At 74.4% G+C, this 24,244-nt stretch carries 26 protein-coding genes; 12 read left to right on the top strand and 14 right to left on the bottom strand.

Translation table 11 applies throughout. The features are described 5' to 3' along the window. Positions 1-382 precede the first annotated feature (382 nt). The 5 genes from ACFYUY_RS29945 to ACFYUY_RS29925 all read right to left on the bottom strand — a co-directional run bounded on the left by ACFYUY_RS29945 (position 383) and on the right by ACFYUY_RS29925 (position 3,985). Positions 383-1,954: an adenosine deaminase gene (locus ACFYUY_RS29945; protein WP_387905237.1), complete on the bottom strand. Its 1,572-nt coding sequence runs from the start codon at positions 1,952-1,954 to the stop codon at positions 383-385. Positions 1,955-2,149: 195 nt separating this feature from the next. Beyond that, positions 2,150-3,259 (bottom strand): hypothetical protein, encoded by a 1,110-nt coding sequence (locus tag ACFYUY_RS29940; RefSeq protein ID WP_360220330.1) that lies wholly within the window; start codon positions 3,257-3,259, stop codon positions 2,150-2,152. Then, positions 3,256-3,471, bottom strand: coding sequence for a hypothetical protein (locus ACFYUY_RS29935; RefSeq protein ID WP_360220332.1), 216 nt, complete (start codon positions 3,469-3,471; stop codon positions 3,256-3,258). Before ACFYUY_RS29935 ends, ACFYUY_RS29940 begins: the two co-directional genes overlap by 4 nt. Continuing rightward, positions 3,468-3,668 (bottom strand): hypothetical protein, encoded by a 201-nt coding sequence (locus ACFYUY_RS29930; RefSeq protein ID WP_360220335.1) that lies wholly within the window; start codon positions 3,666-3,668, stop codon positions 3,468-3,470. The genes ACFYUY_RS29935 and ACFYUY_RS29930 overlap by 4 nt, the downstream gene beginning before the upstream one ends. After that, positions 3,668-3,985: a hypothetical protein gene (locus tag ACFYUY_RS29925; protein ID WP_387905235.1), complete on the bottom strand. Its 318-nt coding sequence runs from the start codon at positions 3,983-3,985 to the stop codon at positions 3,668-3,670. Before ACFYUY_RS29925 ends, ACFYUY_RS29930 begins: the two co-directional genes overlap by 1 nt. A gap of 157 nt (positions 3,986-4,142) precedes the next feature. On the opposite strand from ACFYUY_RS29925, the gene ACFYUY_RS29920 reads away from it, so the two are divergent. From ACFYUY_RS29920 to ACFYUY_RS29900, 5 genes are all read left to right on the top strand, one after another. Next, entirely contained in the window at positions 4,143-4,967 is an 825-nt protein-coding gene (locus ACFYUY_RS29920) for a Scr1 family TA system antitoxin-like transcriptional regulator (protein ID WP_387905233.1), read from the top strand. A gap of 2 nt (positions 4,968-4,969) precedes the next feature. Continuing rightward, entirely contained in the window at positions 4,970-5,179 is a 210-nt protein-coding gene (locus ACFYUY_RS29915) for a DUF397 domain-containing protein (protein ID WP_387905231.1), read from the top strand. Positions 5,180-5,221: 42 nt separating this feature from the next. Further along, positions 5,222-5,431, top strand: a complete 210-nt coding sequence (locus tag ACFYUY_RS29910) for a DUF397 domain-containing protein (RefSeq protein ID WP_360220347.1) — start codon at positions 5,222-5,224, stop codon at positions 5,429-5,431. A gap of 146 nt (positions 5,432-5,577) precedes the next feature. Next, positions 5,578-6,642 carry a phosphotransferase family protein gene (locus tag ACFYUY_RS29905; protein WP_387905229.1) on the top strand — a complete coding sequence of 355 codons (1,065 nt, stop codon included), beginning with the start codon at positions 5,578-5,580 and terminating at the stop codon, positions 6,640-6,642. Positions 6,643-6,645: 3 nt separating this feature from the next. After that, a complete protein-coding gene (locus ACFYUY_RS29900) occupies positions 6,646-7,866 on the top strand; it encodes an acyl-CoA dehydrogenase family protein (protein ID WP_387905227.1) in 1,221 nt (406 codons plus the stop codon). A 75-nt stretch (positions 7,867-7,941) separates the two neighbouring features. Here ACFYUY_RS29900 and ACFYUY_RS29895 read toward each other — a convergent pair whose 3' ends face one another. Beyond that, positions 7,942-9,168 carry an MFS transporter gene (locus ACFYUY_RS29895; RefSeq protein ID WP_387905224.1) on the bottom strand — a complete coding sequence of 409 codons (1,227 nt, stop codon included), beginning with the start codon at positions 9,166-9,168 and terminating at the stop codon, positions 7,942-7,944. A gap of 334 nt (positions 9,169-9,502) precedes the next feature. On the opposite strand from ACFYUY_RS29895, the gene ACFYUY_RS29890 reads away from it, so the two are divergent. Further along, positions 9,503-10,783, top strand: a complete 1,281-nt coding sequence (locus ACFYUY_RS29890) for an alpha/beta hydrolase family protein (protein WP_387905222.1) — start codon at positions 9,503-9,505, stop codon at positions 10,781-10,783. Positions 10,784-10,832: 49 nt separating this feature from the next. On the opposite strand, the gene ACFYUY_RS29885 is transcribed toward ACFYUY_RS29890, so the two are convergent. Further along, entirely contained in the window at positions 10,833-11,246 is a 414-nt protein-coding gene (locus tag ACFYUY_RS29885) for a helix-turn-helix domain-containing protein (protein ID WP_360220368.1), read from the bottom strand. Positions 11,247-11,325: 79 nt separating this feature from the next. Between ACFYUY_RS29885 and ACFYUY_RS29880 the strand changes: the two genes are divergently transcribed. Further along, entirely contained in the window at positions 11,326-12,147 is an 822-nt protein-coding gene (locus tag ACFYUY_RS29880; RefSeq protein ID WP_387905221.1) for an NAD(P)H-binding protein, read from the top strand. 83 nt (positions 12,148-12,230) lie between these two features. On the opposite strand, the gene ACFYUY_RS29875 is transcribed toward ACFYUY_RS29880, so the two are convergent. The 3 genes from ACFYUY_RS29875 to ACFYUY_RS29865 form a co-directional block, all read right to left on the bottom strand. Next, positions 12,231-13,202, bottom strand: a complete 972-nt coding sequence (locus ACFYUY_RS29875; RefSeq protein ID WP_360222886.1) for an NADPH:quinone oxidoreductase family protein — start codon at positions 13,200-13,202, stop codon at positions 12,231-12,233. Further along, positions 13,199-13,954, bottom strand: coding sequence for an SDR family oxidoreductase (locus tag ACFYUY_RS29870; protein ID WP_387905417.1), 756 nt, complete (start codon positions 13,952-13,954; stop codon positions 13,199-13,201). The genes ACFYUY_RS29875 and ACFYUY_RS29870 overlap by 4 nt, the downstream gene beginning before the upstream one ends. A 104-nt stretch (positions 13,955-14,058) precedes the next feature. Further along, positions 14,059-14,817, bottom strand: a complete 759-nt coding sequence (locus ACFYUY_RS29865; protein ID WP_387905219.1) for an SDR family oxidoreductase — start codon at positions 14,815-14,817, stop codon at positions 14,059-14,061. Positions 14,818-15,110: 293 nt separating this feature from the next. Between ACFYUY_RS29865 and ACFYUY_RS29860 the strand changes: the two genes are divergently transcribed. The 4 genes from ACFYUY_RS29860 (at position 15,111) to ACFYUY_RS29845 (ending at position 18,586) form a co-directional block, all read left to right on the top strand. Further along, complete coding sequence (locus tag ACFYUY_RS29860; protein ID WP_360222892.1) at positions 15,111-15,740, top strand: TetR/AcrR family transcriptional regulator; 630 nt, start codon at positions 15,111-15,113, stop codon at positions 15,738-15,740. A 383-nt stretch (positions 15,741-16,123) separates the two neighbouring features. After that, positions 16,124-16,387, top strand: a complete 264-nt coding sequence (locus ACFYUY_RS29855; protein ID WP_360222895.1) for an ABC transporter permease — start codon at positions 16,124-16,126, stop codon at positions 16,385-16,387. Between the two features lie 33 nt (positions 16,388-16,420). Next, positions 16,421-17,194, top strand: a complete 774-nt coding sequence (locus tag ACFYUY_RS29850) for a hypothetical protein (protein ID WP_387905217.1) — start codon at positions 16,421-16,423, stop codon at positions 17,192-17,194. Positions 17,195-17,200: 6 nt separating this feature from the next. Then, complete coding sequence (locus ACFYUY_RS29845) at positions 17,201-18,586, top strand: hypothetical protein (protein ID WP_387905215.1); 1,386 nt, start codon at positions 17,201-17,203, stop codon at positions 18,584-18,586. Between the two features lie 107 nt (positions 18,587-18,693). Here ACFYUY_RS29845 and ACFYUY_RS29840 read toward each other — a convergent pair whose 3' ends face one another. The 4 genes from ACFYUY_RS29840 to ACFYUY_RS29825 form a co-directional block, all read right to left on the bottom strand. Continuing rightward, on the bottom strand, positions 18,694-19,767 hold the full coding sequence (locus ACFYUY_RS29840) for a M14 family metallopeptidase (RefSeq protein ID WP_387905212.1): 1,074 nt from the start codon (positions 19,765-19,767) through the stop codon (positions 18,694-18,696). A 15-nt stretch (positions 19,768-19,782) separates the two neighbouring features. Then, positions 19,783-20,112, bottom strand: a complete 330-nt coding sequence (locus ACFYUY_RS29835; RefSeq protein WP_360222907.1) for a hypothetical protein — start codon at positions 20,110-20,112, stop codon at positions 19,783-19,785. A 123-nt stretch (positions 20,113-20,235) separates the two neighbouring features. After that, positions 20,236-20,973, bottom strand: coding sequence for a TetR/AcrR family transcriptional regulator (locus ACFYUY_RS29830; protein ID WP_387905209.1), 738 nt, complete (start codon positions 20,971-20,973; stop codon positions 20,236-20,238). 271 nt (positions 20,974-21,244) lie between these two features. Continuing rightward, positions 21,245-21,874 (bottom strand): LysE family transporter, encoded by a 630-nt coding sequence (locus ACFYUY_RS29825; protein ID WP_387905207.1) that lies wholly within the window; start codon positions 21,872-21,874, stop codon positions 21,245-21,247. Between the two features lie 334 nt (positions 21,875-22,208). Between ACFYUY_RS29825 and ACFYUY_RS29820 the strand changes: the two genes are divergently transcribed. Continuing rightward, positions 22,209-24,044 (top strand): M1 family aminopeptidase, encoded by a 1,836-nt coding sequence (locus tag ACFYUY_RS29820; RefSeq protein WP_360222916.1) that lies wholly within the window; start codon positions 22,209-22,211, stop codon positions 24,042-24,044. The last annotated feature ends 200 nt before the right edge of the window (positions 24,045-24,244 follow it).

The following is a 24,244-nucleotide window of genomic DNA, read 5'->3' as shown; positions in this document are numbered from 1 at the left end:
CAGAAACAGGCCGACAGCCTTGAAGTAGTCCAGCGTCTCGGTCCAGCACACGTCGTGACTGCCGGACCCGACGGACAGGGATCCCCCGGATCAGTGTCAAGATTCCGATGTGTGCGTCATGCGTGCGTACCGTCAGATGATGGCAGTTGGACCGCGATGGGTCACCACGGGGTCCTTGGGTGCCGACGACGTTCCTTCCGTTCGCGGGAGGTGGCGAACCGCTCTCCTGCGACGTCGAGTTCGGCCTGCGTGTCGTCGAGACCTTCGCCGTCGCCGAACAGCCCACCGGCAGCGGAGCCCCAGTCGATGCCTCGGAACGGTATGACGGCGCGGGCGGGCTCCCTCGTGGGGAGCCCGCCCGCGCCGTCGGGGGTGGTCGGGGTCAGTCGCGGCGGTGGAGGACGGCCGTCTCGAAGTCGGTGAAGGCGCACTCCTCCTGCCACTGGGCCTGGGCCTTGGGGCTGGCGGCGAGCAGGGCGTCGCAGGCCGGGCCCGGGTGGGCGGCGCCGATGGTCTCGCCGGCGCACTCGGGTGCCGGGCGGAAGCCGTCGCGGTCCTGCCAGAGGCTGCGGCCGGGCAGGAAGGCGTACTCGAGGGAGGTGCGGGCCAGGTCCTTCAGGTCGCGGTAGCCCAGCTGGTAGCGGGTGGTCGCCTTCCGGTACTCCTCGGTGATGTCGCCGCGCGAGACGCCCGGGTCGTCGGTGGCCAGCGCGGTCGGGACGCCGTTGCGCCGGTACAGCGGGAACGGGTGGTCCGGCCCGGAGACCTGCAGGATCTGCTCGTTGCTGGTCAGCGGCACCTCGATCAGGGTGTGGCGCTGCGCCAGCGTCCTCAGGAGGTCGGCCGAGTCGTCCTCGTGGACGACGTCGACGCCGTGGCCGACGCGCTCGGCGTGGCCCGTCAGCACGGCCTCGCGGATGTGGAAGCGGAGGTCCTCGGGCTTGACCAGGCCGGGGACCAACTCACCGGCGTGGAGGGTGATGTGGGCCTTCGGGTAGAGCGGGTGCAGGTAGTCCAGCATCTGCATCTGCAGGGTGTAGTTCTCCAGCGAGGCCGGGTAGTCCTCCGGCTGGACGAGGTTGACGGCGACGAACCGGTCGTCCTGGCTGGCGAGTTCCATGCCCAGCAGCAGTTGGGTGAAGACCCGGGCGGGAGTGGAGGCCCGGGAGGCCTGGGAGATGATCCGGACGGTCACGGCGCAGCCGGGCGCGGGGTGGCCGCCGCCGCAGCCGGCCGTCGCCTGGTACTCGGCGAACATCGCGTCGGCGTCCGCGCGGGCCTGGGCGACGAGTCGGGCGATGCCGTCGTCGGCGAGGAGCTTGGCGCGCAGCGCGGCGAGGTCCGGGTCGAAGCCGACCTTGGCGGCGAGCGCGGCCGCCCCGCCGGAGGCCGGGGTGATCATCGTCTCCAGGTACTCCTGGTGCTGGTCGGCCATGGAGTCGGTGACCTCGGCGAGCATCCGGCCCGGGTGGCGCCAGCTGGCCTCGCCGAACTTGCCGAAGGTGGCGAAGAAGTGGTCGTGCCCGGACTCGGCGCCCGGGACGAAGTCCTGCATGGACCAGGCGCGGATGACGTCCTGGCGGAACGCGGGGTCGGAGAGGGCGTCGGAGGCCGGACGGGCACCGGGGGCGCAGGGCGCCTCCTGGGCCGTGAGGGTGGCGTCGATGCACAGGCCGTCGTCGGCGGCCAGCTGGATCAGCAGCTCGGTGGAGACCGCGCCGGAGAGGTGGTTGTGCAGGTCGCCGCCCTTGGGCAGCTCGTGCAGGAAGGCCCGCAGGGCCTCGGGCCGGTCGCGGATCCGGTCGAGGAGGGCGGAGACCCGGGCTTCCGAGCCGTGGGCGGCGGTGGCGGGGGACTGCGGCAGCGCGTGGGCCTGGGCGGGGAGCAGGGGCAGCAGGAGGGCGGCGCAGGCGGCGACGGCGGCGGCGCTGGTTCGGCGCAGAGAGAGGGACATGGCCGTATGGTCGTCGCGGCCGCTCCCGGGGGCGGGCTGCCGACGCCGTGTCAGGCGGCGTTCACCCGGACAGGCGGCCGGGCGGGGTCCGGTCGGCTGCGAACGGTTGAGCGGCCGGACGGCCTCCGGCGTCCGTCGGCGGTCGGACGCCGGTGGCCGGGAGGCCGTCCGGCGAGGGGAGGCGTGGCCGGCGGCTCAGGCGGGCGGGAGCGTGGGGCTGGACGGGCCCGGGCGGCGGTCGGTCGGGCGGGCCGGGGGGATGACCGGGGCGTGGAAGTCCCGCGGGCCGGTCCACAGCGCGGGCACGGCGTCGCTGCGGCGGGCCAGCTCGTAGGCGAGGGCCTCGTAGTTGACCCGCCAGCCGTGGAAGTGCCGCCAGGCGTCCTCGACGGGCCGCTCGTTGCGGAAGCCCGCGGCGGCGATCATCGCGACGGCGCCGATGTACTCGGTGTAGGTGAGGCGGATCGGCACGTCCGGGTCCGGGTCCGGGTCGAAGTCGACCCGCAGGGAACGCCCGATGTCGCGCAGCGCCGTGAATCCGGCCCGCAGGACCAGCCGGGCCTCGGCCGGTGCGGTGCGGGGGCAGAGGGCGAGGTGGAGCGCGGCGGCGTCCATCACCGCGATCAGGCCGACCACCCAGCTGCGGTTCGGCTGCGGGGAGCGGAAGGAGAGCAGCACCGGGTAGTTGGAGTGGCTCTCGCCGATGTCGGCGGCCAGGCGCTCCCAGTCCCGGTACAGCTGGGGCAGCGCCGTCTCGGTGTCGACCAGGGTCTGCCGGGCGAGCAGCTCCGGCCCCCAGGCGGGCTCCCCGGCCCGGGACTGCAGCAGCGTCACCTCGGTCTCGCGCCGCTGGTAGGCGGCGTAGATGGTCGGCAGGTAGGAGATCTGCAGGGCGATCACCAGCGGCCCGCTGGCGGCCGCCATGAAGTCGATGACGGACAGGTGCAGGCGTTCGCCGCTCGCGAAGCCCAGCGTGAAGAGGCTCGACCCGGCCTCCCGGAACGCCACCGACCAGTCGAGTTCGGAGGTGCCGTGCAGGAGGAGTGTGTACGCGATGAGCATGCCGCCCAGCCACACCGCCAGCATGCCGAGCAGGACGAGCGGGGCCAGCCAGGTCAGGGCCCGGTCCTGGGCGTGGTAGGTGCGGAACGGTGTCGCGTAGAGCCGCAGCACCGTCCGCAGGACCCGCCAGAGCCGGTGCACCAGGGCCGAGTAGAGCCCGCGCGGGACGACCAGGGTGCGCAGGATGCTGCCGATGACCAGCAGGAGCAGCAGGGCGCCGAGCGCGGTGTGGATCAACCTCATGCGGTCATTCTGTCGGTCGGGCGGGGTGGTGGCGTGCGCAGGTGGGCCTGCGCCGCGGTCGGAGTGTAGAAGCGCCTGATCCGGCCCGAGGAGCCCGGCACGCGCAGGTAGGCGTGCCGGGCCGGGTCCCAGAGGCCCCAGCACTCCAGGAGGAGGAAGTGCGGGCTGCTCGGCGGGATCAGGCGGACCTCGTAGCGGGACTCCGCGGTCACGCGGGTTCCGGGGCGGGGGCGTTCCGGAGGACCCAGGCCTGCGCGAGGGCGTACGAGTAGAAGCGCAGGGGGGCGTCGGACGGCGGGAGGGCCCTGACGGGCTCGCCGGTCGTGCGGTCGCGGACGATCCAGACCGGGTAGGAGGAGCCGTCGCAGGCGTCGTCGGCGGGGATGATCGCGTAGCGGCCGGTCGTCATCAGCGGGTCGCCACCTGGATGAAGCCGGAGGCCTTCTCCACACGCTCGGCGAACTCGTTGAACTCGCCGTCGATGGGGGAGATGGTGGCCTTGGTCGGGACGAGGATGGCGCCCGCCTCGCGGTCGAGGAGCCGCTGGAGCGCGGCCCGCAGCATCGGCCGGTGCTCCGGGCCCCTCACGTCCACCTCGTCGTCCACGACGATGAGGGAGACCCCCCAGTCGAAGGCGGCGGCGTACCGCTCGCAGACGCGGAGCTCGCGCTCCGGGAAGCCGGCATCGGTCTTGGCCAGGTACATCACGACCTGGAGGCGGTCCACGGCCCCGACTCGGGGCGCGTGCGGGGTCGTGGGGGGCTTGGGGCTGCTCACAGTCCGATCCTCTCCGTAGTTGTGCGACTACCAGGGGTGCCCAATGTCCTCTAAGCTTGGCAACCGTTCAACTTGTCTGTGTCTCAAGTGGAATTGGGGGCGGGCTTTGAATCGCAAGGAGCTTGATCCGGCGTCATCTCCCCGTGCGTCCTTCGGCGCACTACTTCGCAGCTCGCGCGAGGCGCTGGGCTGGACCCAGCAGGACCTGGCAGCGGCCATGGGCTACTCGGACAGCTACATCTCGGCGGTCGAAACGGGTCGCAAATCCACCAGCCGAGACTTCGTCAGGGCGGCGGACAAGGCCCTCGGGACGGGCCAGACGCTGGAGCTGATGTGGGTCGGGATGAGGCGGAAGGGCTTCCTGGAGGGTTTCCCCGAGCACGCTGCGCAGGAGGCTCGCGCGTCGGAGATCAGGATCTTCGAGCCGAACCTGATTCCAGGGTTGTTCCAGACCAAGGCCTACGCCTCCGCGCGAGAGGCGGCGGCAGTCCTGCGAGGAAGCAGCACGCAGGATCAGGCGGAGGAGCGAGTGAGGTTCCTCGCCGCCCGGCAGCGGCTTCTCAGGCGTGCCGAACCACCGGTCATCCACGCGGTGATAGATGAGAGTGGCATTCGTCGTCCGGTGGGGGGTGCCGTGACCATGCGTGCGCAGCTCGATCACCTGGTGGAGATGGCGGCCAGGCCCGATGTGATCTTTCAGATCGCGCCGTTCAGCTTGGCCGAACACGCCCCGCTTCGATCGGTCGTCACCCTGCTGACGTTCGCGGATCGTTCGGTGGTCGGCTACACCGAGTCTGCCGACCAGGGCTACGTGGTGCGGGATGACCGGACTGTCAGGGCGTGGGAAAAGGCCTACGATCGGTTGCGGGCGGAAGCGCTGACCAGAGCCGCGACCCTCGACCTGATTCACAAGGCCCGAAAGGAGCTCTGACCATGACTCGACCAGACCTGTCCCGCGCCTCATGGTTCAAGTCGTCGTACTCCGACAACGGCGGTACCTGCGTGGAGGTTTCGACGGACTTCCCGGGTGTCGTTCCCGTCCGCGACTCGAAGGACCCGGAGGGGCCTGCCCTCGTTGTCCCGGCCGAGGCCTGGCGGGCCTTCGTCGCCGCGACCGCCGCGGGAGAATTCGGCGACGTCTGATCTGAGACGCTCGCTCTGGTCCACTGCTACGGAAGGAGCTCGATGATGTTCCTCGACCCGACTGGTGCTCGATGGGTGAAGTCGAGCTTCAGCCAACAAGGCGGCAACTGCGTCGAGATCGCCCCCGCGTTTCCCGGTGTGATGCCCGTCCGGGACTCCAAGGACCCGGAGGGGCCCGTCCTGCTCTTCCCGGCCGACGCCTGGCGGGCCTTCGTGGCCGCCGCCGCCGCCGGAGAGTTCGGCGACGCCTGACGGACCACCGTCCTACCCCTGCGAGCCCCTGGACCCTGCGGTCCGGGGGCTCGTTCCGTTCCGTCCGCCATTGACAGGTGCGCCCTCCGGCTGAATGCTAAGCAAGCGCTTAGTCAACGCCACGCCCACCCCCGAGGAGCCGCCCGATGTCCGAGACACCCGCCGATCCGCCCGGGCTGGACCTGGGCCGCCTGCGGAACCACCTCGACCGGGAGCTGCCCGGCCTCGTCCAGGGCCCCCTCACCGCCTCCCTCATCGAGGGCGGCCGCTCCAACCTCACCTACGTCCTCTCGGACGGCGCCACCCGCTGGGTCCTGCGCCGGCCCCCGCTCGGCCACGTCCTCGCCACCGCGCACGACATGGGTCGGGAGCACCGCGTGATGACCGCCCTGCGCGACACCGACGTCCCCGTCCCGCGCACGCTCCTCCTCGACCCGGGCACGGACGTCCTCGGCGCCCCCTGGTACCTCATGGAGCACGTCCCCGGCACCGCCCACCGCGACGTCGCCCCGTTCGCCGCCCTCGGCGCGCCGCGCGTCCACGCCCTCGGCCGCCGCCTCGTCGACACCCTCGCCGCCCTGCACCGGATCGACCCGGCCGCCGTCGGCCTCGCCGACTTCGGCCGCCCCGACGGCTACCTGGAGCGCCAGCTGCGCCGCTGGTCCACCCAGCTGTCGAACTCCCGCAGCCGCGACCTGCCCGCCGTGGACCGGCTGCACGGGCTGCTCGCCGAGCGCCTCCCCGTCTCGCCCGCACCCGCCCTCGTCCACGGCGACTACCGCCTCGACAACGTCCTCGTCGACGACTCCGGCGACACGGACGGCACGGACGGCACCGCCGGCACCGACGCCATCACCGCCGTCCTCGACTGGGAGATGTCCACCCTCGGCGACCCGCTCACCGACATCGGCCTGCTAGTGATGTACACCGAACTCGCCGGAGTCGGCGGCGGCATCATCCCCTCCGCCGCGACCGCGCCCGGCTTCCCGAAACCCGACGAACTCGTCGCCCGGTACGCCGAGTCGACCGGCCGGCAGGCCGCGGACCTGGACTGGTACGTGGCCTTCGCCTCCTTCAAGCTCGCCGTCGTCGCCGAAGGCATCCACTACCGCTTCCAACAGGGCCGCACCCTCGGCGCCGGGTTCGAACGGGCCGGCGAGATGGCCCCGATCCTCGCCCGGCACGGCCTGAGCACCCTCAAGGAGAACTGACCGATGGACTTCGCCTACGACGCCCGGACGAACGAACTCCGTGCGCAGCTGCTGGCCTTCATGGACGCCCACGTGTACCCCGCGGAGGCCGTCCTCGCCGAGCAGCTGGCCGACCCGGGCCGCGCCCCCTGGGCCGTCCCGCCGGTCGTGGCCGAGCTCCAGGCCGAGGCCCGCAAGCAGGGCCTGTGGAACCTCTTCATCCCCGGCGAGCACGGCGCCGGGCTCACCAACCTGCAGTACGCGCCGCTCGCCGAGATCACCGGTCGCAGCCCGCAACTGGCCCCGCCCGCGCTGAACTGCGCGGCCCCCGACACCGGGAACATGGAGCTGCTCGCCCAGTTCGGCTCGGCCGAGCAGCGCGAGCGCTGGCTGCGCCCGCTGCTGGACGCCGAGATCCGCTCCGCCTTCGCGATGACCGAGCCGGAGGTGGCCTCCTCGGACGCCACCAACATCGCCACCCGGATCGAGCGGGACGGCGACGACTACGTGGTCAACGGCCGCAAGTGGTACATCACCGGGGCGATGAACCCGCAGTGCCGGATCCTCATCGTCATGGGCAAGACCGACCCGGGCGCCGAGCCGCACCGCCAGCAGAGCATGGTGCTCGTCCCGCGCGACACGCCCGGCGTCACCGTGAAGCGCGGCATGACGGTCTTCGGCTACGACGACGCCGACCACGGCGGCCACGCCGAGGTGCTCTTCGAGGACGTCCGCGTCCCGGCGGGGAACCTGATCGGGGCGGAGGGCGCCGGCTTCGCCATCGCCCAGGCCCGGCTCGGCCCGGGCCGGATCCACCACTGCATGCGGGCGATCGGCATCGCCGAGCGGGCCCTGGAGCTGATGTGCCGCCGGGTGGGCGAGCGCGTCGCCTTCGGCCGCCCGCTGGCCGAGCAGGGCGTGGTCCAGGACTGGATCGCCGAATCCCGGGTGCGGATCGAGCAGCTGCGGTTGCTGGTGCTGAAGACGGCCTGGCTGATGGACACCGTCGGCAACCGGGGCGCGCACACCGAGATCCAGGCGATCAAGATCGCGACGCCGCGCACCGTGGAGTGGATCCTGGACAAGGCCGTCCAGGCGTTCGGCGCGGCCGGCGTCAGCCAGGACACCCCGCTCGCCCAGCTCTGGGCCGGCAACCGCACCCTGCGCCTCGCCGACGGCCCGGACGAGGTCCACAAGCGCTCCCTGGCCCGCCGCGAGCTCCGCCGCCACGCGGGCGGCTCCTGACCGACTGCCGCGCGGGGTGCGGACGCACCGGCCCCTCCGGCCGGGCCGGTGCGCGTCGCCGCGCCGCCGGCGGCGTCACGGGCCGGGGGCGGCCGCGGGCTCGGCCGGTCCGGGCCTCCCGGCGGTGCGGCGGCGGGGGGACCCGGCGGACTCCGGCGTCACCCGGAGGTGCAGGGCGGCGAGCAGCAGGCAGAACACGGCCATGACGGACCACAGCACGGTCGTCCCCGCGCGGGCGAGCAGCTGGGTGCCGAGGACGGGCGCGAGCGTCGCGGCGATGCCCCAGCTGGTCCCGAAGACGGCCAGGTAGCGGCCGCCGGCACCGGGTGGCGCGAGCTCGGTGACGAGCGCGTAGATGCGGCCGATCACCAGGAGGTCGCCGAGGCTCAGCACCGCGGCCGCGGCGAGCATCCCCGGCAGGGTCCCGGCGAGGGCGTAGCCCGTCAGCCCCGCGGCCAGGAGGAGGTGGGCGAGGGCGAGCGCGACGGGCGTGCCGAGCCGGGCCGTCCAGGGCAGCCGGACCAGCGGCTGGGCGAGCACGGTGGTGGCCGCGGCGGCGGTGAACAGCAGCCCGGCGTCGGCGGCGGGCAGGCCGTGCCGGGTGAGGGCGAGCGGCAGGGTGACCACGGCCTGCTGGTTGATCAGGGCGTAGGCGGTGCCGGTGGCCAGGACGCTCAGCAGGGCCCGGTCGCGCAGCGGGCGTACGGCGGCGCGGCCCCGGTCGGCGCCGGGTGGTTCGGGACGGTCGTGGGGCAGGGCGAGCCGGATCAGCAGGGCGCAGGCCAGGCAGGTGACGGCGTCGGTGACGAAGAGCCAGCGCAGGTCCCAACGGCCGAGCAGGGCGGCCAGCAGCCCGGCGCCCATGCCGCCCGCCGCGAGCGCGGCGCTGAACAGGCTGAACGCGCGCACCCGGTGCTGCTCAGGGACGGACTCGCCGATGATCGCCTGGCTCGGGGGCTCGTAGAGCTCGAAGGCCAGCCCGAGCAGCACCGCCCCGGTGACCGCCCAGGTCAGTGACACGGACGCGGCGATCGCCAGCTGCGCGACGGCGCATCCGCAGAGCCCGAGCACGATGGTGGTGCGCCGGCCGATTCGGTCGGCCAGGTACCCCCCGGCCAGCCGGGAGGGGATCGTCGCGAGGCCGAAGGCGGCGCTGACGAGCCCGGCGGAGGTGAGGCTCGCGCCGTGGTCGGCGCTGATCAGCGCGGTGAGGAAGGGCAGCGAGAAGGCCCCGAGCCGGTTGACGACCCGGGCGAGCAACAGCAGGCGGACGGTGCGGGGCAGCGCTTCGGGGCGCGGCACGGCGCCTCCTGTTCTCGTGCGTCGTCGAGGCCGGCGATCAGCGGGCGGCGGTGATCCGGGCGGAGACTACCGGCTTCCTGGACGACGCCGCCCGGGCCGCTCCGGCGGCCGGCGCCCTGCTCCCGTCGGTGCCCCGCGCCCCGCGCCCCGCGCCCCGCCCCCCGTCGGCCTGGCGGCCTGACGGCCTGACGGCCCCTAAGGGAGTCATACCCTGGTACTCAGGGGTGAGTTGGCTCCCCGGTATGACGGTTTCGCCCCGTCCCCACCCGTACCGTCCTGCTCAACGGACCGCGTGAACCGGGCGGGCCGACCGATCGAGGGCGAGGAGCGCGGGATGCACAGGCGGGGACGGGGCGTGGCGGCGGCACTGCTGGCGGCGACGGCGGTGCTGGGAGTGGTCGGCGCGCCCGGGGCGGTGGCGGCGGCCCCGGACGGCGGGGGCGCGGCCCGGCAGGCGCAGGCGTGGCTGCCGCAGCCGACCGGACCGTACCCCGTCGGGACCACGACGCTGCACCTGACCGACCCGAGCCGGGAGTTCCGGTGGAAGCCGGGGAAGCCTCGCGAGCTGATGATCAGCTTCTGGTACCCGACCACCCGGCCCGCCACCGGCCGGGACCGCGCCCCGTACATGGAGCGCTCCGCCGCCGACCACTTCGGCAGCGCCGGCAGCGTCGGCCAGTCCGACTACGGCTTCGAACCCGGCCGCACCGACTGGGCCGGCGTCCGCACCCACGCCCGCACCGACGCGCCCGCCCTGCCCGGCGGCAAGCGCCCGGTCGTGCTCTACTCGGCCGGGTTCGGCGACCCGCGCACCTGGGGCACCGGCCTGGTCGAGGACCTCGCCTCGCGCGGCTACGTCGTCGTCACCGTCGACCACACCTACGACGCCTCCGAGGTCGCCTTCCCGAACGGGGACCTCGCCACCTCCGTCTTCCCCGAGCTGCTGGGCAAGCCCGACCTCGACCTCGCCGACGTGCTGCGCACCTCCCTGCAGACCAGGGTGGACGACACCCGCTTCGTGCTGGACCAGCTGCCCGGCCTGTGCCGCGACCCGGAGCTGCCGGCGGGCCTCGCCGCCTCGCTCGACCTCGACCGGATCGGCATGGTCGGCCACTCGGCGGGCGGCTCCACCGCCCTCCAGGCCATGCACGACGACCCGCGGATCGCGGCCGCCGTCGACATGGACGGTCAGCTGCACTTCCCCGGGCCGGACGGTCACACCGGGGTGGTCCTGGCCGACGTCGCCGCGAAGGGGCTGGCCCGCCCGTTCCTGCTGATGGGCACGCGGGAGGAGGACTCCGGGGACTACCACCACCAGCCCGGCTGGGACGCCCTCTGGCAGCACAGCACGGGCTGGCACGCCGACGTCACCCTCGACGGCTCCCGGCACGCCTCCTACACCGACGCGCAGTCCCTGCTGCCCCAGCTCGCCCGGCAGGGCGCGATCACCCCCGAGCAGCTCGGCAAGGACCTGGGCGAGGTCCGCCCGGAGCGCGCGGTGCTGGCGACCCGGACGTACGTGGCCTCCTTCTTCGACCGCTGGCTGCGCGGCCACGACGACCACCTGCTGGACGGTCCCTCGCCGCGCTTCCCGGAGATGGAGTACGCCGAGTAGCGGTGCCCGGCATCCGAGGCGTCGTCAGGCCGGGCCGGAGGCGCGGCGGTCAGCGGACCTCCGAGTCGGGGTTGGCGGCGTCCCACCGGCGGCGGGAGTCCACGATCGCGTCGTGGTGGTCGTAGGACCAGTCCGCCACCGCCCGGACGAGGTGGGTCAGGCTGTGCCCGAGGGGCGTCAGCTCGTACTCCACCTGCGGCGGGACGGTCGGGTGGACCGTCCGGGAGACCAGGCCGTCCCGCTCCAGCCGGCGCACCGTCAGCGTCAGCATCCGCTGCGAGATGCCCGGCAGGGCGCGCTGCAGCTCGCGGAACCTCCTTACGCCCTGGGCGAGTTCGACGACGGTCAGGACGGACCACTTCTCGCCGAGCCGGCTCAGCAGGTCCTGGATCCCGCAGTCCACGCCGTCCTCGCACCAGACCACCGGGCGAGGGGTGGTTATCGCGGTGTGCCCTGCTGACATGGAAGTGCCTCCTTACGCCGGGCGCCCCGGCGGCCGACGATGGTCAGGAATCCGCCCCCCGATCATCCCCGGAGGAACCATGCTGCTCGTCACCGGTGTCAACGGCGCGCTCGGAACGCTCGTCCTGGAACGGCTCGCCGGGCGCCCCGACGTGGCCGCCGGAAGCCGCACGCCCGGGACGGTGCCCGCGGAGGTGCCGTCCCGGCTGGTGGACTTCGACCGGCCCGAGACGCTCGCGGAGGCGTTCCGCGGCGTGCGGACCCTGCTGCTGATCTCGGCCGGAGTCGCCGAGGACGACGTGGTGATCGCCCGGCACGGCGCGGCGATCACGGCCGCGGAACGGGCCGGCGTCGAGCACGTCGTCTACACCAGCCTCTCCGGCGACGGAGACCACCTGCCGTACGCCCTCGCCCACCGCTGGACCGAGCGGCGGCTCCGCGCGTCGGCCTCCCTGCGCTGGACGGTGCTGCGCAACGGCCTGTACGCCGAGTTCCTCGGCGCGATCGCCGCGCCGGGCCCGGACGGGGTGGTCCGCGCCCCGCTCGGGGACGGGAAGCTCGCGGCGGTGGCCCGGGAGGACCTCGCCGAGGTGGCGGCCGCCGTCGCACTCGCCCCGGAGGCCCACGCGGGGCGCACGTACGAGCTGGTGGGGGAGCACGCGCTGGGGGGTGCGGAGGTGGCCGGGGCGCTCGGCGCCGAGTACCGGCCCGGCCGGCTGACGCAGGCGCGGGCAGCGGTGGCGGCCTCGGACGCGCAGGACTTCCAGGTACCGATGGTGGTCGGCACCTACTCGGCGATCGCCCACGGCTTCCTGGCCGGGCCGGGCGGGGCGGGCGACCTCGCGGAACTGCTCGGCCGCCCGCCCCGCCCGGCCCTGGACGTCATCGCCGGCGCCCGCTGAGCCCCCACCTGCTGAGCCCCGGGCGGCCCGACTGCGCCGGGGGTCGGCCGCGTGGGCGCGGTGGTGGCGGGCGGGCGCTCCGGTCAGTCGCCGAGGACGGCGATCCGGCCGGTGCTGCGCCCGTCGGCGACCAGCTGGACGGCCCCGGCCGCGTCGGCCAGCGGCACCCGGGCGCTCACCAGCGGGCGGACCGCGCCCTGCTCGGCGAGCCCGGTCAGCGCCTCGTGCGCGGCGGCGACGGCCCGCGGGTCGTGGGTGTTGTAGAGCCCCCAGTGCAGGCCGAGGATGGCGTAGTTCTTCACCAGGGCGTGGTTGAGCGCGGGCGCCGGGATCCGCCCGGCGGCGAAGCCGACCACCACGATCCGGCCCTCGAAGGCCACGCACTTGGTGGAGCCGGTGTAGGCGTCGCCGCCGACCGGGTCGAACACCACGTCGGCGCCGCGCCCGCCGGTGAACTCCTTGACGGCGCCGACGAAGTCCGCGGCCGTCCGGTCGACGACCAGGTCGGCGCCGAGCGCCCGGGCCGCCTCCGCCTTCGCGGGGCCGCCGACCACGGCGACCACCCGGGCCCCGGCGGCGCGGCCGAGCTGCACCGCCGCGCTGCCCACCCCGCCCGCCGCGGCGTGCACCAGCAGGGTCTCGCCGGCCCGCAGCCGGGCCCGGCGGTGCAGGGCGAACCAGGCGGTCTGGTAGCCGATGTGCAGCGCGGCCGCCTCGGCGTCGTCCAGTGCCGCGGGCGCCGGGTGCGCGGCCGCCGCGTCCAGCAGCGCGTACTCGGCGAAGGCTCCGTGCGGCAGCACCGGGTTGCCGATCAGCCGTTCGCCCCGCCGCGGCCCGTCCGCGACCTCGCCGCACAGCTCCACGCCGGGCGTGAACGGCAGCGGCGGGCGCACCTGGTACTCGCCGCGCACCATCAGCGCGTCCGGGAAGTTGACCGCCGCGGCCCGCACCCGGACCAGCAGCTGGCCCGGGCCGGGCACCGGCCGGGGCAGCCCGTCGACCAGCCGCATCACCGCGCCCGGCTCGCCGAGCTCGGGCACCTGCCAGGCCCTCACAGCGCCTCGCTCTCTTCCAGCCCCTGCTGGAGCCGGTTCATCGCGGTGATCCAGCGGTCCGGGTCGGTGGCCCGGGCCCGGTAGTAGTCCGCGACCTCGGGGTGCGGCAGGACCAGGAAGCGGTCCTCGGCCAGCGCCGCCAGGGTGGCCGCGGCGACCTCCTCGGCCTCCAGCGCGGTGGGCGCGAGCAGGGCCTCGCCGACCGCGCCGGTGGAGGCGAGCATGTCGGTGCGCACACCCTGGGGGCAGAGCGCGTGCACCCGGACGCCGCGGTGGCGGTACGTCGCGGAGAGCCACTCGGCGAAGGCGAGCGCGCCGTGCTTGCTCACCGCGTACGGGGCCGAGCCGAGCATGGTGAGCAGTCCGGCGGCGGAGACGGTGGCGAGGAAGCGGCCCTCGCCGCGTTCCAGCCAGCGGGGGAGGAGCAGGTCGGCGGCCCGGACGTGGGCGAGGACGTTGACCTCCCACGCGCCGGCCCAGGCGGCGGCGGGCGCGTCGGCCCCGCCGACCGGGGCGACGCCCGCGTTGGCGCACCACACGTCGATCTCGCCGAGCTCGGCCCGGGCCCGGCCGACCAGCTCGGTCAGCCCCTCGACGGAGGCGGCGTCGCCGGGGGCGGCGCTCCCGCCGCAGTCGCGCGCCACCTCGTGGGCCGCCTCGGCGTCCAGGTCGTTGACCACGACCCTGGCGCCGGCCGCGGCGAAGGCCCGGGCCAGCGCGGCGCCGATGCCGCGCCCGCCACCGGTCACCACGACGCCCTGCCCGGCGAGGTCACCGCCCGCGCCGGTCCGCGCGGCCGCGCCGCCGCCGTCCGGGGAAACCGTGCCGCGGGAGCCCTGGCCGTCGCCCGCCGCGCTCACAGCCCACCGCCGAGGGTGACCCCGCCGTCGACGACCAGGGTCTGGCCGGTGATCCAGGCGGAGTCCGGGGAGAGCAGGAAGGCGACCGCGCCCGCGACGTCCTCCGGGACGCCGAGCCGGCCCAGCGGGTAGGCGGCGGCGACCTGCTCCTCGCGGCCCTCGTACAGGGCCTCGGCGAACCTGGTCTTGACTACGGCGGGTGCGACGGCGTTGACCCGGATGCCCTGGCCGCCCAGCTCGGCGCCGAGTTCGGTGGTGAGCCGGATCAGCGCGGCCTTGCTGATGCCGTACATGCCGATCCCGAGCGAGGCGCGGATGCCCGCGATGGAGGCCACGTTGACCACCGAGCCGCCGTGCTCGCCCATCCAGGCGGCGTGGGCGCGGCGGGTCCAGGCGAGCGGGGCCAGCACGTTGACGGCGAAGATCTTGGCCGCCGCGGCCTCGTCGGTGTCGAGGACCGGCCCGTAGACCGGGTTGATGCCGGTGTTGTTGACGAGGTGGTCGAGCCGTCCGAAGGCCTCCAGGGTGCGGGTGACGGCCTCCTCCTGGTGGGCCGGGTCGTCGGACTTGCCGGCGACGGCGATGGCGTTGTCCGGCCCGCCCAGGTCGCGGACGGCCTCGGCGAGCGGCTCGGGGTTGCGGGCGGTCAGGCAGACCTTCGCCCCGCGGTCGACCAGCTCGCGCGCGATGCCGAGGCCGATGCCCCGGCTCGATCCGGTGACGACGGCCACCCGGCCCTTGAAGGAGTGCGCCACGGAGGGGTCCTGCCTTTCGCGCGGTTCGACGGACTTGCTTCGACGGATCTGCTTCGACGGCTTACGTCGACGGACTTGCTGTGACGGGGACTTGCTGCGACGGATCTGCTGCGACGGACTACGAGGGGTGCCACGGGTGCCGCAAGTCCTCGTGGGGGCCGGCGGAGTCCGGGTGGGCCCGGCCACGAGGTGACTAAGCGCTTGCTCAGCATGGTGGTGGTGCGGGAGCCTGTCAACAGCCGCCGGCCGCCCGGCGGGGAATGCGTGTACGAGTTCTCTGGGAGGATGGCGCCATGACCAGCACGCCCATCGCCGACCTCTGGCCCGTCCTGCCCGGCGGCGCCGACAGCCGCCCCGAGGCGGCGCACCGGCTGCTCCGGGCGGCCGTCGAGTCCTTCGCGGAGCGCGGCTTCCACGCCACCACCACCCGGGACATCGCCACCGCGGCCGGGATGAGCCCGGCGGCGCTGTACATCCACTACCAGTCCAAGGCCGCGCTGCTGGCCGAGATCAGCCAGGCCGGCCACGCGGCCACGCTGGCGCTGGTGCGCGACGCGGTGGCGGGCGGCGGGGACCCGGTGGTGCGGATGCGGCGGCTGGTCGAGCAGTTCACCGCCTGGCACGCCCGGGCCCGCACCGTCGGCCGGGTGGTCAACTACGAGCTGCACGCGCTGCCCGAGGACGCCTACGCCGTCGTCGCGGCGCTGCGCCTGGACATCGAACGCGAGGTCAGCGCGCTGATCGCGGCGGGCGTGGCGGCCGGCGCCTTCGAGGTGTCCGAGGTCCGCACGGCGGCCCGCGCGGTGACCTCGCTGGGCATCGACGTCTCCCGCTGGTACACCGACCGCTCCACCGAGACCCCCGAGGAACTCGGCCGCCGCTACGGCGAGTTGGTGCTCCGGATGCTCGGTGCCCGGATCTGAGACGGGCGCGTCCGGGCGGGCCGGCCGGCCCGCCCTTGACCTGCCCCGGGCGTGCGCGCAGACTCGTATACGCAGTACGTGTGCCTCGTAGGCGTACGGCGCCGACTCCGGCGCCCGCCCCCCACCGGTGCCCGTCGGCCCGACCCGACGGACCCCCGGCACGGTCCCGACACCGTGCCCCGCGCGGCCCGACACCGCGCGTCCCAGCAGAACCCCTCCCGCGGCGGCCACGCCCCCCGACCGGCGGCGCCGACGGGGGGCGACCCCCGGCCCGGACCGGCCCGGCCGGTCGTGCCGCCGTGCCCACGGGCACGACGGCACCAGGACGGCGCGCCCGGCGCGCCGTGCGCGGCCCGGGCTCCGGGGAGACGGGAGGTGCAGCGATGCCCCTCCAGCAATCCCGTCCGGTCCGGCCCCGTTTCTGGCTGGAGACCGCCCTCGGCACCCTGTCCGGGCTGCTGTTCCTGATCACCCTGGTGTGGCCGCAGTGGATCGAGACCCTGCTCGGGCTCGACCCGGACGCCGGCAGCGGCGCGGCCGAGTGGCTGGTCGTCGCGCTCGCGGCGGCCCTCACCGCGGTCTGCGCGCTGGGCGCGCGGACCGAGTGGCGCCGGGCCCACCCCTCCACCGCCCGCGCGGCGCGGTGACCCGGCCACCGACGATCGGAGAGGAGGATCGTCATGAGCGACTCGACACCCGCCGCCGCGGCCGGTGACCTGGCCGCACTCGTGCGCCGGGCCCCGCTCGGCTTCCGGGGCACGGTCACCAGGGTCGGCGGCACCTCGCTGGCGGCCGTCCCGCCCGGTGCGGACGACGCGCGCACGGCCGTCGTCGCGGTGACCGAGGTGCTGCACGCGCCGAACGGCTTCCGGCGACTCGCCGGCAGCGAGGTCACCGTCCGCCTGGCGGCCGACGCGGCCCCGCTCGCGGTCGGCGACACGGCCGCGTTCTTCACCCGGGGCCTGGTCTACGGCGAGGGCCTCGGCGTCGTCGAGCTGGGCCGACTGCCCGCCGACACCGTCCAGCAGCACGTCTCGATGGCGGCCACCACCGCCGACGAGATGCCCTTGTCGTCGGTGCAGCGCACCATCCGCGAGGAGGACCTCGCGGCGCACGCCGGGCAGACGGACGCCGTGGTCGTCGCCACCGTGGTCGGCCTGGAGGACGTCGACCGGGCGTCGTACTCGGAGCACGCCCCGCACTGGTGGCGCGCCGCCCTCGACGTCTCGATCGTCGAGGCCGGTGACGTCGCCCCCGGACGGATCACCGTCCTCTACCCCAGCAGCGGGGACAGGCGCTGGCTGCACGTCCCCAAACCGGCGCCCGGGCAGGAGGCCCTGTGGCTGTTGCACGCCACGACGGGCGAGCTCGCCGCGGAGGCGCCGTTCCAGCTGCTCCACCCCGACGACCGTCAGCCGGTGCAGCGACTCGCCGTGCTGCGGGAAGGGAGGTGAGCCGGGATGCCCACCATCAAGGTCGTCGACATCACCCCCAGGGCGCTGAGCGGCGACACCAGCCTGGACAGCGAGCCCAACCTCGCCGTCAACCCCGAGAACCCGAACCAGCTGGTGGCGACCGCCTTCACGCCGGATCCGATGGGCGGGCCGCTCGCCCCGGTCTACGTCTCGGCGGACGGCGGCGACACCTGGGTGCTGCGCAGCGTCGTCCCCGGCAACGCCGACCCGGGCGGCACCGGCGACATCAGCGTCGGCTTCGCGCCGCAGGGCGGCACCCTGTACACCGGCATCCTCAACGGCGAGGACGGCGACCTCCAGGTCCTGCGGGCCGCGGACGTCACGTCGGACGCGCCGATGGAGGTCCTCGTCGACCGCGCCGCGGTCCACAATCCGGACCAGCCGTGGGTCGTCGCCGGCGGCACCGTCGTGAACGGCTCCGGCCGGGACGTGGTGTACGTCGGCAACAACGACGGCGACCACCAGCCGCACAGCGCCACGGTGGACGTCTCCGCCGACGCCCGGCACGGCCACGGCGCCTTCCGGTCCGTCCAGGTCGACCAGCGGGCCCACCGGGTGTTCGACGGTCCGCCGGTGCGGATCGCGCTGCACCCCGACGGCACGGTGTACACCGCGTTCGAGAGCTGGAGCGACTTCTCCGGGCTGGTCGTCACCTTCGACGTCGTGGTGACCCGCGACGACAAGGGCGCCCTGGTCGCGAGCCCGTTCCAGGACCTGCGGGACTCCGACGACGGCGTCGCCGGCCAGCGGGTGGCCGCCGGGCGGACGGTGCGGTTCAACGTCAAGGCGGCGACGCTGGGGCAGGAACGCACCGGCGCCGACCTGTCGATCGCCGTCGACCCGACCGACTCCGGCACCGTCTGGATCGCCTGGTGCGACGGCACCGGCGGCACCGTGCCCACCGACTACGTCCTGCACGTGCGGCGCTCGACCGACCGGGGGCAGACCTGGGCCCCGGCGCGCGCGGACCTCGTCAACGCCAAGAACCCGGCGCTGGCGATCAACGCGGACGGGCTGGTCGGGCTGGTCTACCAGCAGCTGGCGCACGACCAGTGGACGACGGCGCTGGAACTCACCGCCGACGGCGGTGCGACGGCCGAGGCCCACGTCCTGCACCAGGCCCCGGGCGACGTGCCGAAGGCCCCGCCCGGCGCCCTGCCCTACCTGGGCGACTACATCCGGATGGTCGCCGTCGGCCGGGACTTCTACGGGATCTTCGCGGGGAACAACACCCCCGACCGGGCCAACTTCCCGGTCGGCGTGACGTACCAGCGCAACGCCAACTTCACCACGCACCAGCTGCTGGACCTGGACGGCGTCAGCCGGGTGCCGCCCTCGCTGGACCCGTTCTTCTTCCACCGGGCCGCCTGAGCCCGCCGGGCCCGCAGGAGCACGGGCCCGCAGGAGTACGGGCCCGCACACGTCGGGTGCCCGCCACGACCGGTCGTGGCGGGCACCCTGCTGTCGGGCACGATGGTTCAGGCGGTGGCCAGGCAGAACTCCACGAGTCCCGCGTCCACGTCGAGGATGATGCGGCTCATCTCGGCCCACGGCGGGTGGAAGCTGGTGCCCCACTCGACGGTGAAGCCGAGCACCTTGCCCTGGTCGGGATCGTCGAAGTGGCGGGCGTAGACGTAGTCGTCACTGGTCCCGCTGGTCGGGTACAGGTGGAACCCGCTCATCGGCTTGTAGGTGCGGCCGCGCACGCCCTTGACGCCCTGGCAGAACCGTTCGGCGAGCAGGACGGCGCCGTCCTCGTCCGTCTTGGGGATGTACTCGGCGTACGCGACGTCGTTCGGCAGCCCGCGGAGGCCGTCGAACTGCGCGTTGCGGTAGTTCATCGCCGGGTCGACCGACTGGTTGTCGTCGTCGCCCCAGTTGTAGAGCATGTCCTCCGAGTAGCTGTGCACGTCGACGAACCACCTGGTCCGCGGGAACTGGTCCAGCAGCCAGCGGACGTTGCGGGTCTCCGGCTCCGAGAACGGCCTCGGGCCCTGGTAGACCTGCGGGTCGCACGGGTCGGTCGACACCTGCGGGTTCGCGGTCGGGGCGAAGGCGGTGCCGAAGTCGAACAGGAAGTCGTAGTTGCGGTTGAGGTCGACGCCCACGCAGTCCGGGTCCAGGCTGATGCCGGAGTTGGCCGGGTTGCGGTTCTTGCGCCACATCGGGTCGACCTTCTGGCTGTACTGCCGGCCGTCGGGGTTGACCAGCGGGAAGAGCACCAGGTCCAGCCGCCGGAGCAGGTCGTGGACCTCCGCGGCGGTGACGACGGTGGCGCCGTAGCCGAGGCCGGTGCCGTTGTGGTCGGCCTCCAGCAGGTCGGCGGCCAGGTGGACGAGGATCTCGCAGCTGCCCCACTCGCGGGCGTGGACGCCGCCGATCATCATCACGCAGGCCTTGGGGATCGGGGCGGGGCCGCCGATGTGCAGCGCGTGGGCGGTGCGGCCCTCGACGGAGTCCTCGGGCAGGGTGATCAGTTGGGTGGTGCCGGGGTAGGCGGTGGCCAGGCTGGCCAGGGCGGACTCGACCTCGGTGGTGTTCAGGTACGGCATGACGGTCCTCCCGGGTCAGCCGGCGAGCTTGGCGGCCAGGCCGCGCGGGACGGCGTCGGCCGGGGCGAAGCGGTCGCCCTCGCCGACCTCGGCCTGGGCGGCGCGCCCGGCCTCGCTGGCGTTGCCGATCCGGGTCACCGAGACGCCGTCGCGTTGCAGTGCGGCGACCCGGTCGTCCGGGACGTAGGCGTCGATGCTGACGCGCCCGTCGGCCTCGACGTACGGACGGCCGCCGACGTCGGGACGGGTCTCGCGCAGCAGCGTGCGCAGGGTGTCCGCGTCCTTGGCGGTGACGCGGAGCCTCAGGATGTCGGGTCGGGAGGGAGTGGAGGGTCCAGCGGACATGGCGACCTCTTCCGGGCGCCGTCGGGGGCGCTCCGCGCCGGTCACGCCTCGGCGATCGCGGATCGCGGTGTGGCGGCGGTGCCGTGCTGGTGAGCGGATATGTCCGACGTGTACCTCGTATCCTCAGGATGCGCCGCCGCCGTAGAACGCGTCAAGGGGGGCCGCCGGCAGGCCGTCCAGGAGGGCGTCCAGGCCGTTCAGCAGCTCTCCCGCGTCGTCGAAGTCGGCGAACCGGGGGACCAGCGCGCGTAGCCGCGGGTACTCGGCGGCCGGCAGCCGGTGCAGGCCGAGCCGCAGCACCGGATCCGGCTCCTCCGGGTTGTCGACCACCTGGCGCTTGTCCACCAGCAGGCAGCCCAGGTTCCACGCGACGAACGCGCGGTAGACGGTCAGCGCGGTGGCGTCGTCGAAGCCGGCCCGCCCGAGCACCGCGAGGATGTGCTCGGTGAGCTGCAGCACCGACGCGGGCCGCCGGGCCACCGGAACGCTCAGCGGCCTGGTCGCCACCAGCGGCAGGATCTCCGGGTGCGCGTGCGCCACGGCGGCGAACGCCCCGGCGATGCGGCGCAGTTCGGCCCGCCAGGCGGGGCCGGGGGAGGGCCCGGCGGCGGGCGCGCGGACGGCGGTGGCGCGCAGCCGTTCGTTGAGCTCGGTGAAGTAGGCCTCGATCAGGCCGTCCAGCAGGGCCTCCTTGCCGGGGGTGTACCGGTAGAGGGCCATCGACTCCACGCCCAGCTCGGCCGCCAGCCGGCGCATGGTGAGCGCGGCCAGGCCCTCGCGGTCCACCAGCGCCACGGCCGCGGCCAGCACCAGCGGACGGCTCAGGCGTGCCCGCCGCTCGGGGCCGTCCTGCTCAACCATGTCCGCACTACTCCTCCGCGTCGGTGCCGACAACGTCGGGCCGCGCCCGGGGTCCGTCCGGCAGGTCAGGCGGATACACCACCAGGATACAAGCGAAGTTTCCACCGGTTCGGGGTGATGTGTCTCTCCGTGACGGCCCGCGGGTCCTCCGGGGGTGGTGCCGGATGCCGTCCGGGGGCGGCCCCGGCGCCTCGCCCGGGGGCCGGGTGAGGCGCGCTGCGGGGCGGTCTGGGGTGACGCGGGGTGATGCGGTGCGGTGTCGGCGCGGTGCTCACCACGAGGCCGCGAGCAGCTGCGCGGCCAGCGCGGCCACCAGCGCCGCCGAGCCCAGGGCGGTGCACAGGCGCCCCCGGGCCCCGGTCAGCAGCCGGCCCAGCAGGGCGCCGCCGGAGGCCAGCAGCAGCTGCCAGCTGGCCGAGGCCGCGAAGGCCCCGGCGGTGAACACCGTCCGGGCGACGGCGTCCGGGGCCGGGCCGCCGCCCAGCACCAGGGCGGTGAAGTAGAGCACCGTGAGCGGGTTCATCAGGGTGATCCCGAGCAGCGTCAGGAAGGCCCGGCCCGGCCCCGGCGGTGCCCCGGGAGCGTCGGCGGCGGATCCGGAGCGGCCGCGGTGGGCGCGCAGGGCGGTGCGGGCCGTCCGGGCCGCGAGCGCCAGCAGCACCAGCGCCGAGCCGACCCGCAGCGGCCGGGCCACCGGCTCGACCAGCGGGGCGAGGGCGCCGCCCCCGAACGCCGCCAGTACGGCGTAGATCCCGTCCGCCGCCGCCACGCCGAGCGCGGCGCAGACGCCGGTGCGCAGCGTCGTCCGGGCGGTCAGCGCCACCAGGTAGGCCCCGACGGCCCCCACCGGCACGGCGACGCCGTACCCGGCGAGCAGGCCCGCGACCAGGGCGGTGCTCACGCGTGCGTGCGGTCGGGCCTCCGGGGGCGGCCGGGCTGCTGCTGGACCGGGGCCGGACGGGCGGCGGCGGTCACGGGCAGCGGGCGGGCGGTGTGGTCGGTCATGCCGGGATGGTGGCGGTCGGGGCGGCGGCGCGGCAACCGGTTTTCCGACGGCCGCCGGCCGGTGTCCCGTACGGGCGAGTCCCGCACGCCCGCGGCCCGTGCGTCCGCGGCCCGCCCGGGTCGGCCGCTCCGCGGCATCGATCGGCGACGCACGATCTGGCATGCCCCTTTCAAATGAGGGGCTTTGCTGTCACGCTGCTGCTCCCGGTTCGCTCCTTCGAGAGGTTTCGATGAAAAGACTCCTGCGCACCCTCACCGGCGCCGCCCTGTTCCTCGCCGCCGGCACCACGGCCCTCGCCACCCCCAACGTGGCGAGTGCCGCGGACTGCACGCCCGCCCAGGTCGTGGCCAACGGCGGCTTCGAGTCCGGGACTTCGCCCTGGACGGCGCCGAGCGGCGCGATCACCAGCGGTGGCGGCCAGACCGCGCACTCCGGAAGTTCCTTCGCCTGGCTCGACGGGTACGGGTCCACCCACACCGAGACGCTGTCCCAGTCCGTCACCCTCCCCTCCGGGTGCGGCACCGCCTCGCTCGGCTTCTGGCTGCACGTCGACACGGCCGAGACGACCACCACCACGGCTTACGACAAACTGACCGTCAAGCTCGGCTCCACCACCCTGGCGACCTACTCGAACCTGGACGCCCAGAGCGGGTACGTGCACAAGACCGTCGACGTCTCCTCCTTCGCGGGAAAGACCGTCACCCTCGCCTTCACCGGCGCCGAGGACTCCAGCCTGCAGACCAGCTTCGTCCTGGACGACGTCACCCTCGACGTCTCCGGCGGCACCACGCCGCCGCAGCCCGGCGACCCGACCCGGACCCCGGCCGCGCCCGCCTACACGGTCGACCTCACCAGTGACGCCACCGGCGCCGGCTGGACCGGGCACGAGAGCGTCTCCTTCAGCAACGCCTCGGCCGCCCCGCTGAACGAGGTCTACCTGCGGCTGTGGGACAACTGGCACGGCAGCTGCCCGAGCACCCCGATCACCGTGAGCAACGTGACCGGCGGCACGGCCGCCCCGCTGTCGGTGAACTGCACCGCCCTGAAGATCACCCTGCCGGCCCCGCTCGCCCAGGGCCAGAGCGGCACGGTCGGCTTCGACCTGGGCATCACCGTGCCCAGCGGCGCGGACCGCTTCGGCCGCGACGGTGCCTTCAACTTCCTGGGCAACGCGCTGCCGGTGCTGGCCGTCCGGGACGCGGCCGGCTGGCACCTCGACCCGTACACCAACAACGGCGAGGCCTTCTACTCGCTGGCCTCCGACTTCACCGTCACGCTCGACCACCCGTCGAGCCTGCTGGTGCCCGCCACCGGCACCTCGGTGGACACCCCCGGCAGCTCCGGGCGGACCGTCACCAAGGCGACCGCGAGCAAGGTGCGCGACTTCGCCTGGGGCGCCGGGCCGTTCACCCGGATATCCGGCACCTCGTCGGCCGGGGTGAAGGTCAACATCTACTCGGTGGCGGGGATCAGCTCCTCCGACGCGCAGTCGATGCTCTCCACCGCCACCTCGGCGGTCGACGCGCACGCCCAGCGCTTCGGCGCCTACCCGTACGGCGAGTTGGACGCCGTGATCGACAACAACTTCTGGTTCGGGGGCATGGAGTACCCCGGCTTCGTCCTCGACCTGGTCAGCACCACCGCGCTCACCCACGAGATCGGCCACCAGTGGTTCTACGGCATCGTGGGCGACGACGAGTACAACAGCCCCTGGCTGGACGAGGCGTTCACCGACTACGCCACCGACCTCGCGCTCGGCAAGACCGGCTCCGGGTGCTGGAACAGCGTCTCCTGGGCCTCGTCGGCCGAGAAGATCACCAACTCGATGGCCTACTGGGACGCCAACTCCTCGCGCTACTCCACGGTGGTGTACGGCTACGGCAAGTGCGCCCTGCACGACCTGCGCCGCGCCATCGGGGACACCGCGATGGCCGGGCTGCTGAAGGGCTACGCGCAGTCGCACTGGTACGGGGTCTCCACGACGGCCGAGTTCAAGGCCGCCGCGCAGGCCGCCACGACCGTCGACCTGACCTCCTTCTGGACCCAGCACCGGATCGAGGGGTGACGACCTGCTGATCGTGTGACCTGCAGATCCGGTGATCCCGTGGTCCGGTGATCCGGAGGCGGGTGGTGGGGGGGGGGGCGCGGGGGGGCCCCCCCCCCCCCCGGGGGGGGGGCCGGCCCCCCCGCCGCCCCGGCGGGGGGCGGCGGCGGGGGGCCCCCCCCCCCCCGTCCAGCAGTGTGTACGGGGTAAGGGGGGGTGGT

Origin of the sequence: Kitasatospora sp. NPDC004745 (genome assembly GCF_042873275.1) — a bacterium.
GTDB lineage: Bacteria > Actinomycetota > Actinomycetes > Streptomycetales > Streptomycetaceae > Kitasatospora.
Note: the sequence above shows the minus strand (reverse complement) of the source record. Positions and strands in the feature narration are given on the sequence as shown.

What these genes read in the sequence shown, in the direction of transcription:
- ACFYUY_RS29945 (WP_387905237.1), bottom strand. Translation starts at nt 1,954, where the DNA reads ATGTCCCTCTCTCTGCGCCGAACCAGCGCCGCCGCCGTCGCCGCCTGC.
- ACFYUY_RS29940 (WP_360220330.1), bottom strand. Translation starts at nt 3,259, where the DNA reads ATGAGGTTGATCCACACCGCGCTCGGCGCCCTGCTGCTCCTGCTGGTC.
- ACFYUY_RS29930 (WP_360220335.1), bottom strand. Translation starts at nt 3,668, where the DNA reads ATGACGACCGGCCGCTACGCGATCATCCCCGCCGACGACGCCTGCGAC.
- ACFYUY_RS29915 (WP_387905231.1), top strand. Translation starts at nt 4,970, where the DNA reads ATGACTCGACCAGACCTGTCCCGCGCCTCATGGTTCAAGTCGTCGTAC.
- ACFYUY_RS29910 (WP_360220347.1), top strand. Translation starts at nt 5,222, where the DNA reads ATGATGTTCCTCGACCCGACTGGTGCTCGATGGGTGAAGTCGAGCTTC.
- ACFYUY_RS29905 (WP_387905229.1), top strand. Translation starts at nt 5,578, where the DNA reads ATGTCCGAGACACCCGCCGATCCGCCCGGGCTGGACCTGGGCCGCCTG.
- ACFYUY_RS29900 (WP_387905227.1), top strand. Translation starts at nt 6,646, where the DNA reads ATGGACTTCGCCTACGACGCCCGGACGAACGAACTCCGTGCGCAGCTG.
- ACFYUY_RS29890 (WP_387905222.1), top strand. Translation starts at nt 9,503, where the DNA reads ATGCACAGGCGGGGACGGGGCGTGGCGGCGGCACTGCTGGCGGCGACG.
- ACFYUY_RS29885 (WP_360220368.1), bottom strand. Translation starts at nt 11,246, where the DNA reads ATGTCAGCAGGGCACACCGCGATAACCACCCCTCGCCCGGTGGTCTGG.
- ACFYUY_RS29880 (WP_387905221.1), top strand. Translation starts at nt 11,326, where the DNA reads ATGCTGCTCGTCACCGGTGTCAACGGCGCGCTCGGAACGCTCGTCCTG.
- ACFYUY_RS29860 (WP_360222892.1), top strand. Translation starts at nt 15,111, where the DNA reads ATGACCAGCACGCCCATCGCCGACCTCTGGCCCGTCCTGCCCGGCGGC.
- ACFYUY_RS29855 (WP_360222895.1), top strand. Translation starts at nt 16,124, where the DNA reads ATGCCCCTCCAGCAATCCCGTCCGGTCCGGCCCCGTTTCTGGCTGGAG.
- ACFYUY_RS29850 (WP_387905217.1), top strand. Translation starts at nt 16,421, where the DNA reads ATGAGCGACTCGACACCCGCCGCCGCGGCCGGTGACCTGGCCGCACTC.
- ACFYUY_RS29845 (WP_387905215.1), top strand. Translation starts at nt 17,201, where the DNA reads ATGCCCACCATCAAGGTCGTCGACATCACCCCCAGGGCGCTGAGCGGC.
- ACFYUY_RS29840 (WP_387905212.1), bottom strand. Translation starts at nt 19,767, where the DNA reads ATGCCGTACCTGAACACCACCGAGGTCGAGTCCGCCCTGGCCAGCCTG.
- ACFYUY_RS29835 (WP_360222907.1), bottom strand. Translation starts at nt 20,112, where the DNA reads ATGTCCGCTGGACCCTCCACTCCCTCCCGACCCGACATCCTGAGGCTC.
- ACFYUY_RS29830 (WP_387905209.1), bottom strand. Translation starts at nt 20,973, where the DNA reads ATGGTTGAGCAGGACGGCCCCGAGCGGCGGGCACGCCTGAGCCGTCCG.
- ACFYUY_RS29820 (WP_360222916.1), top strand. Translation starts at nt 22,209, where the DNA reads ATGAAAAGACTCCTGCGCACCCTCACCGGCGCCGCCCTGTTCCTCGCC.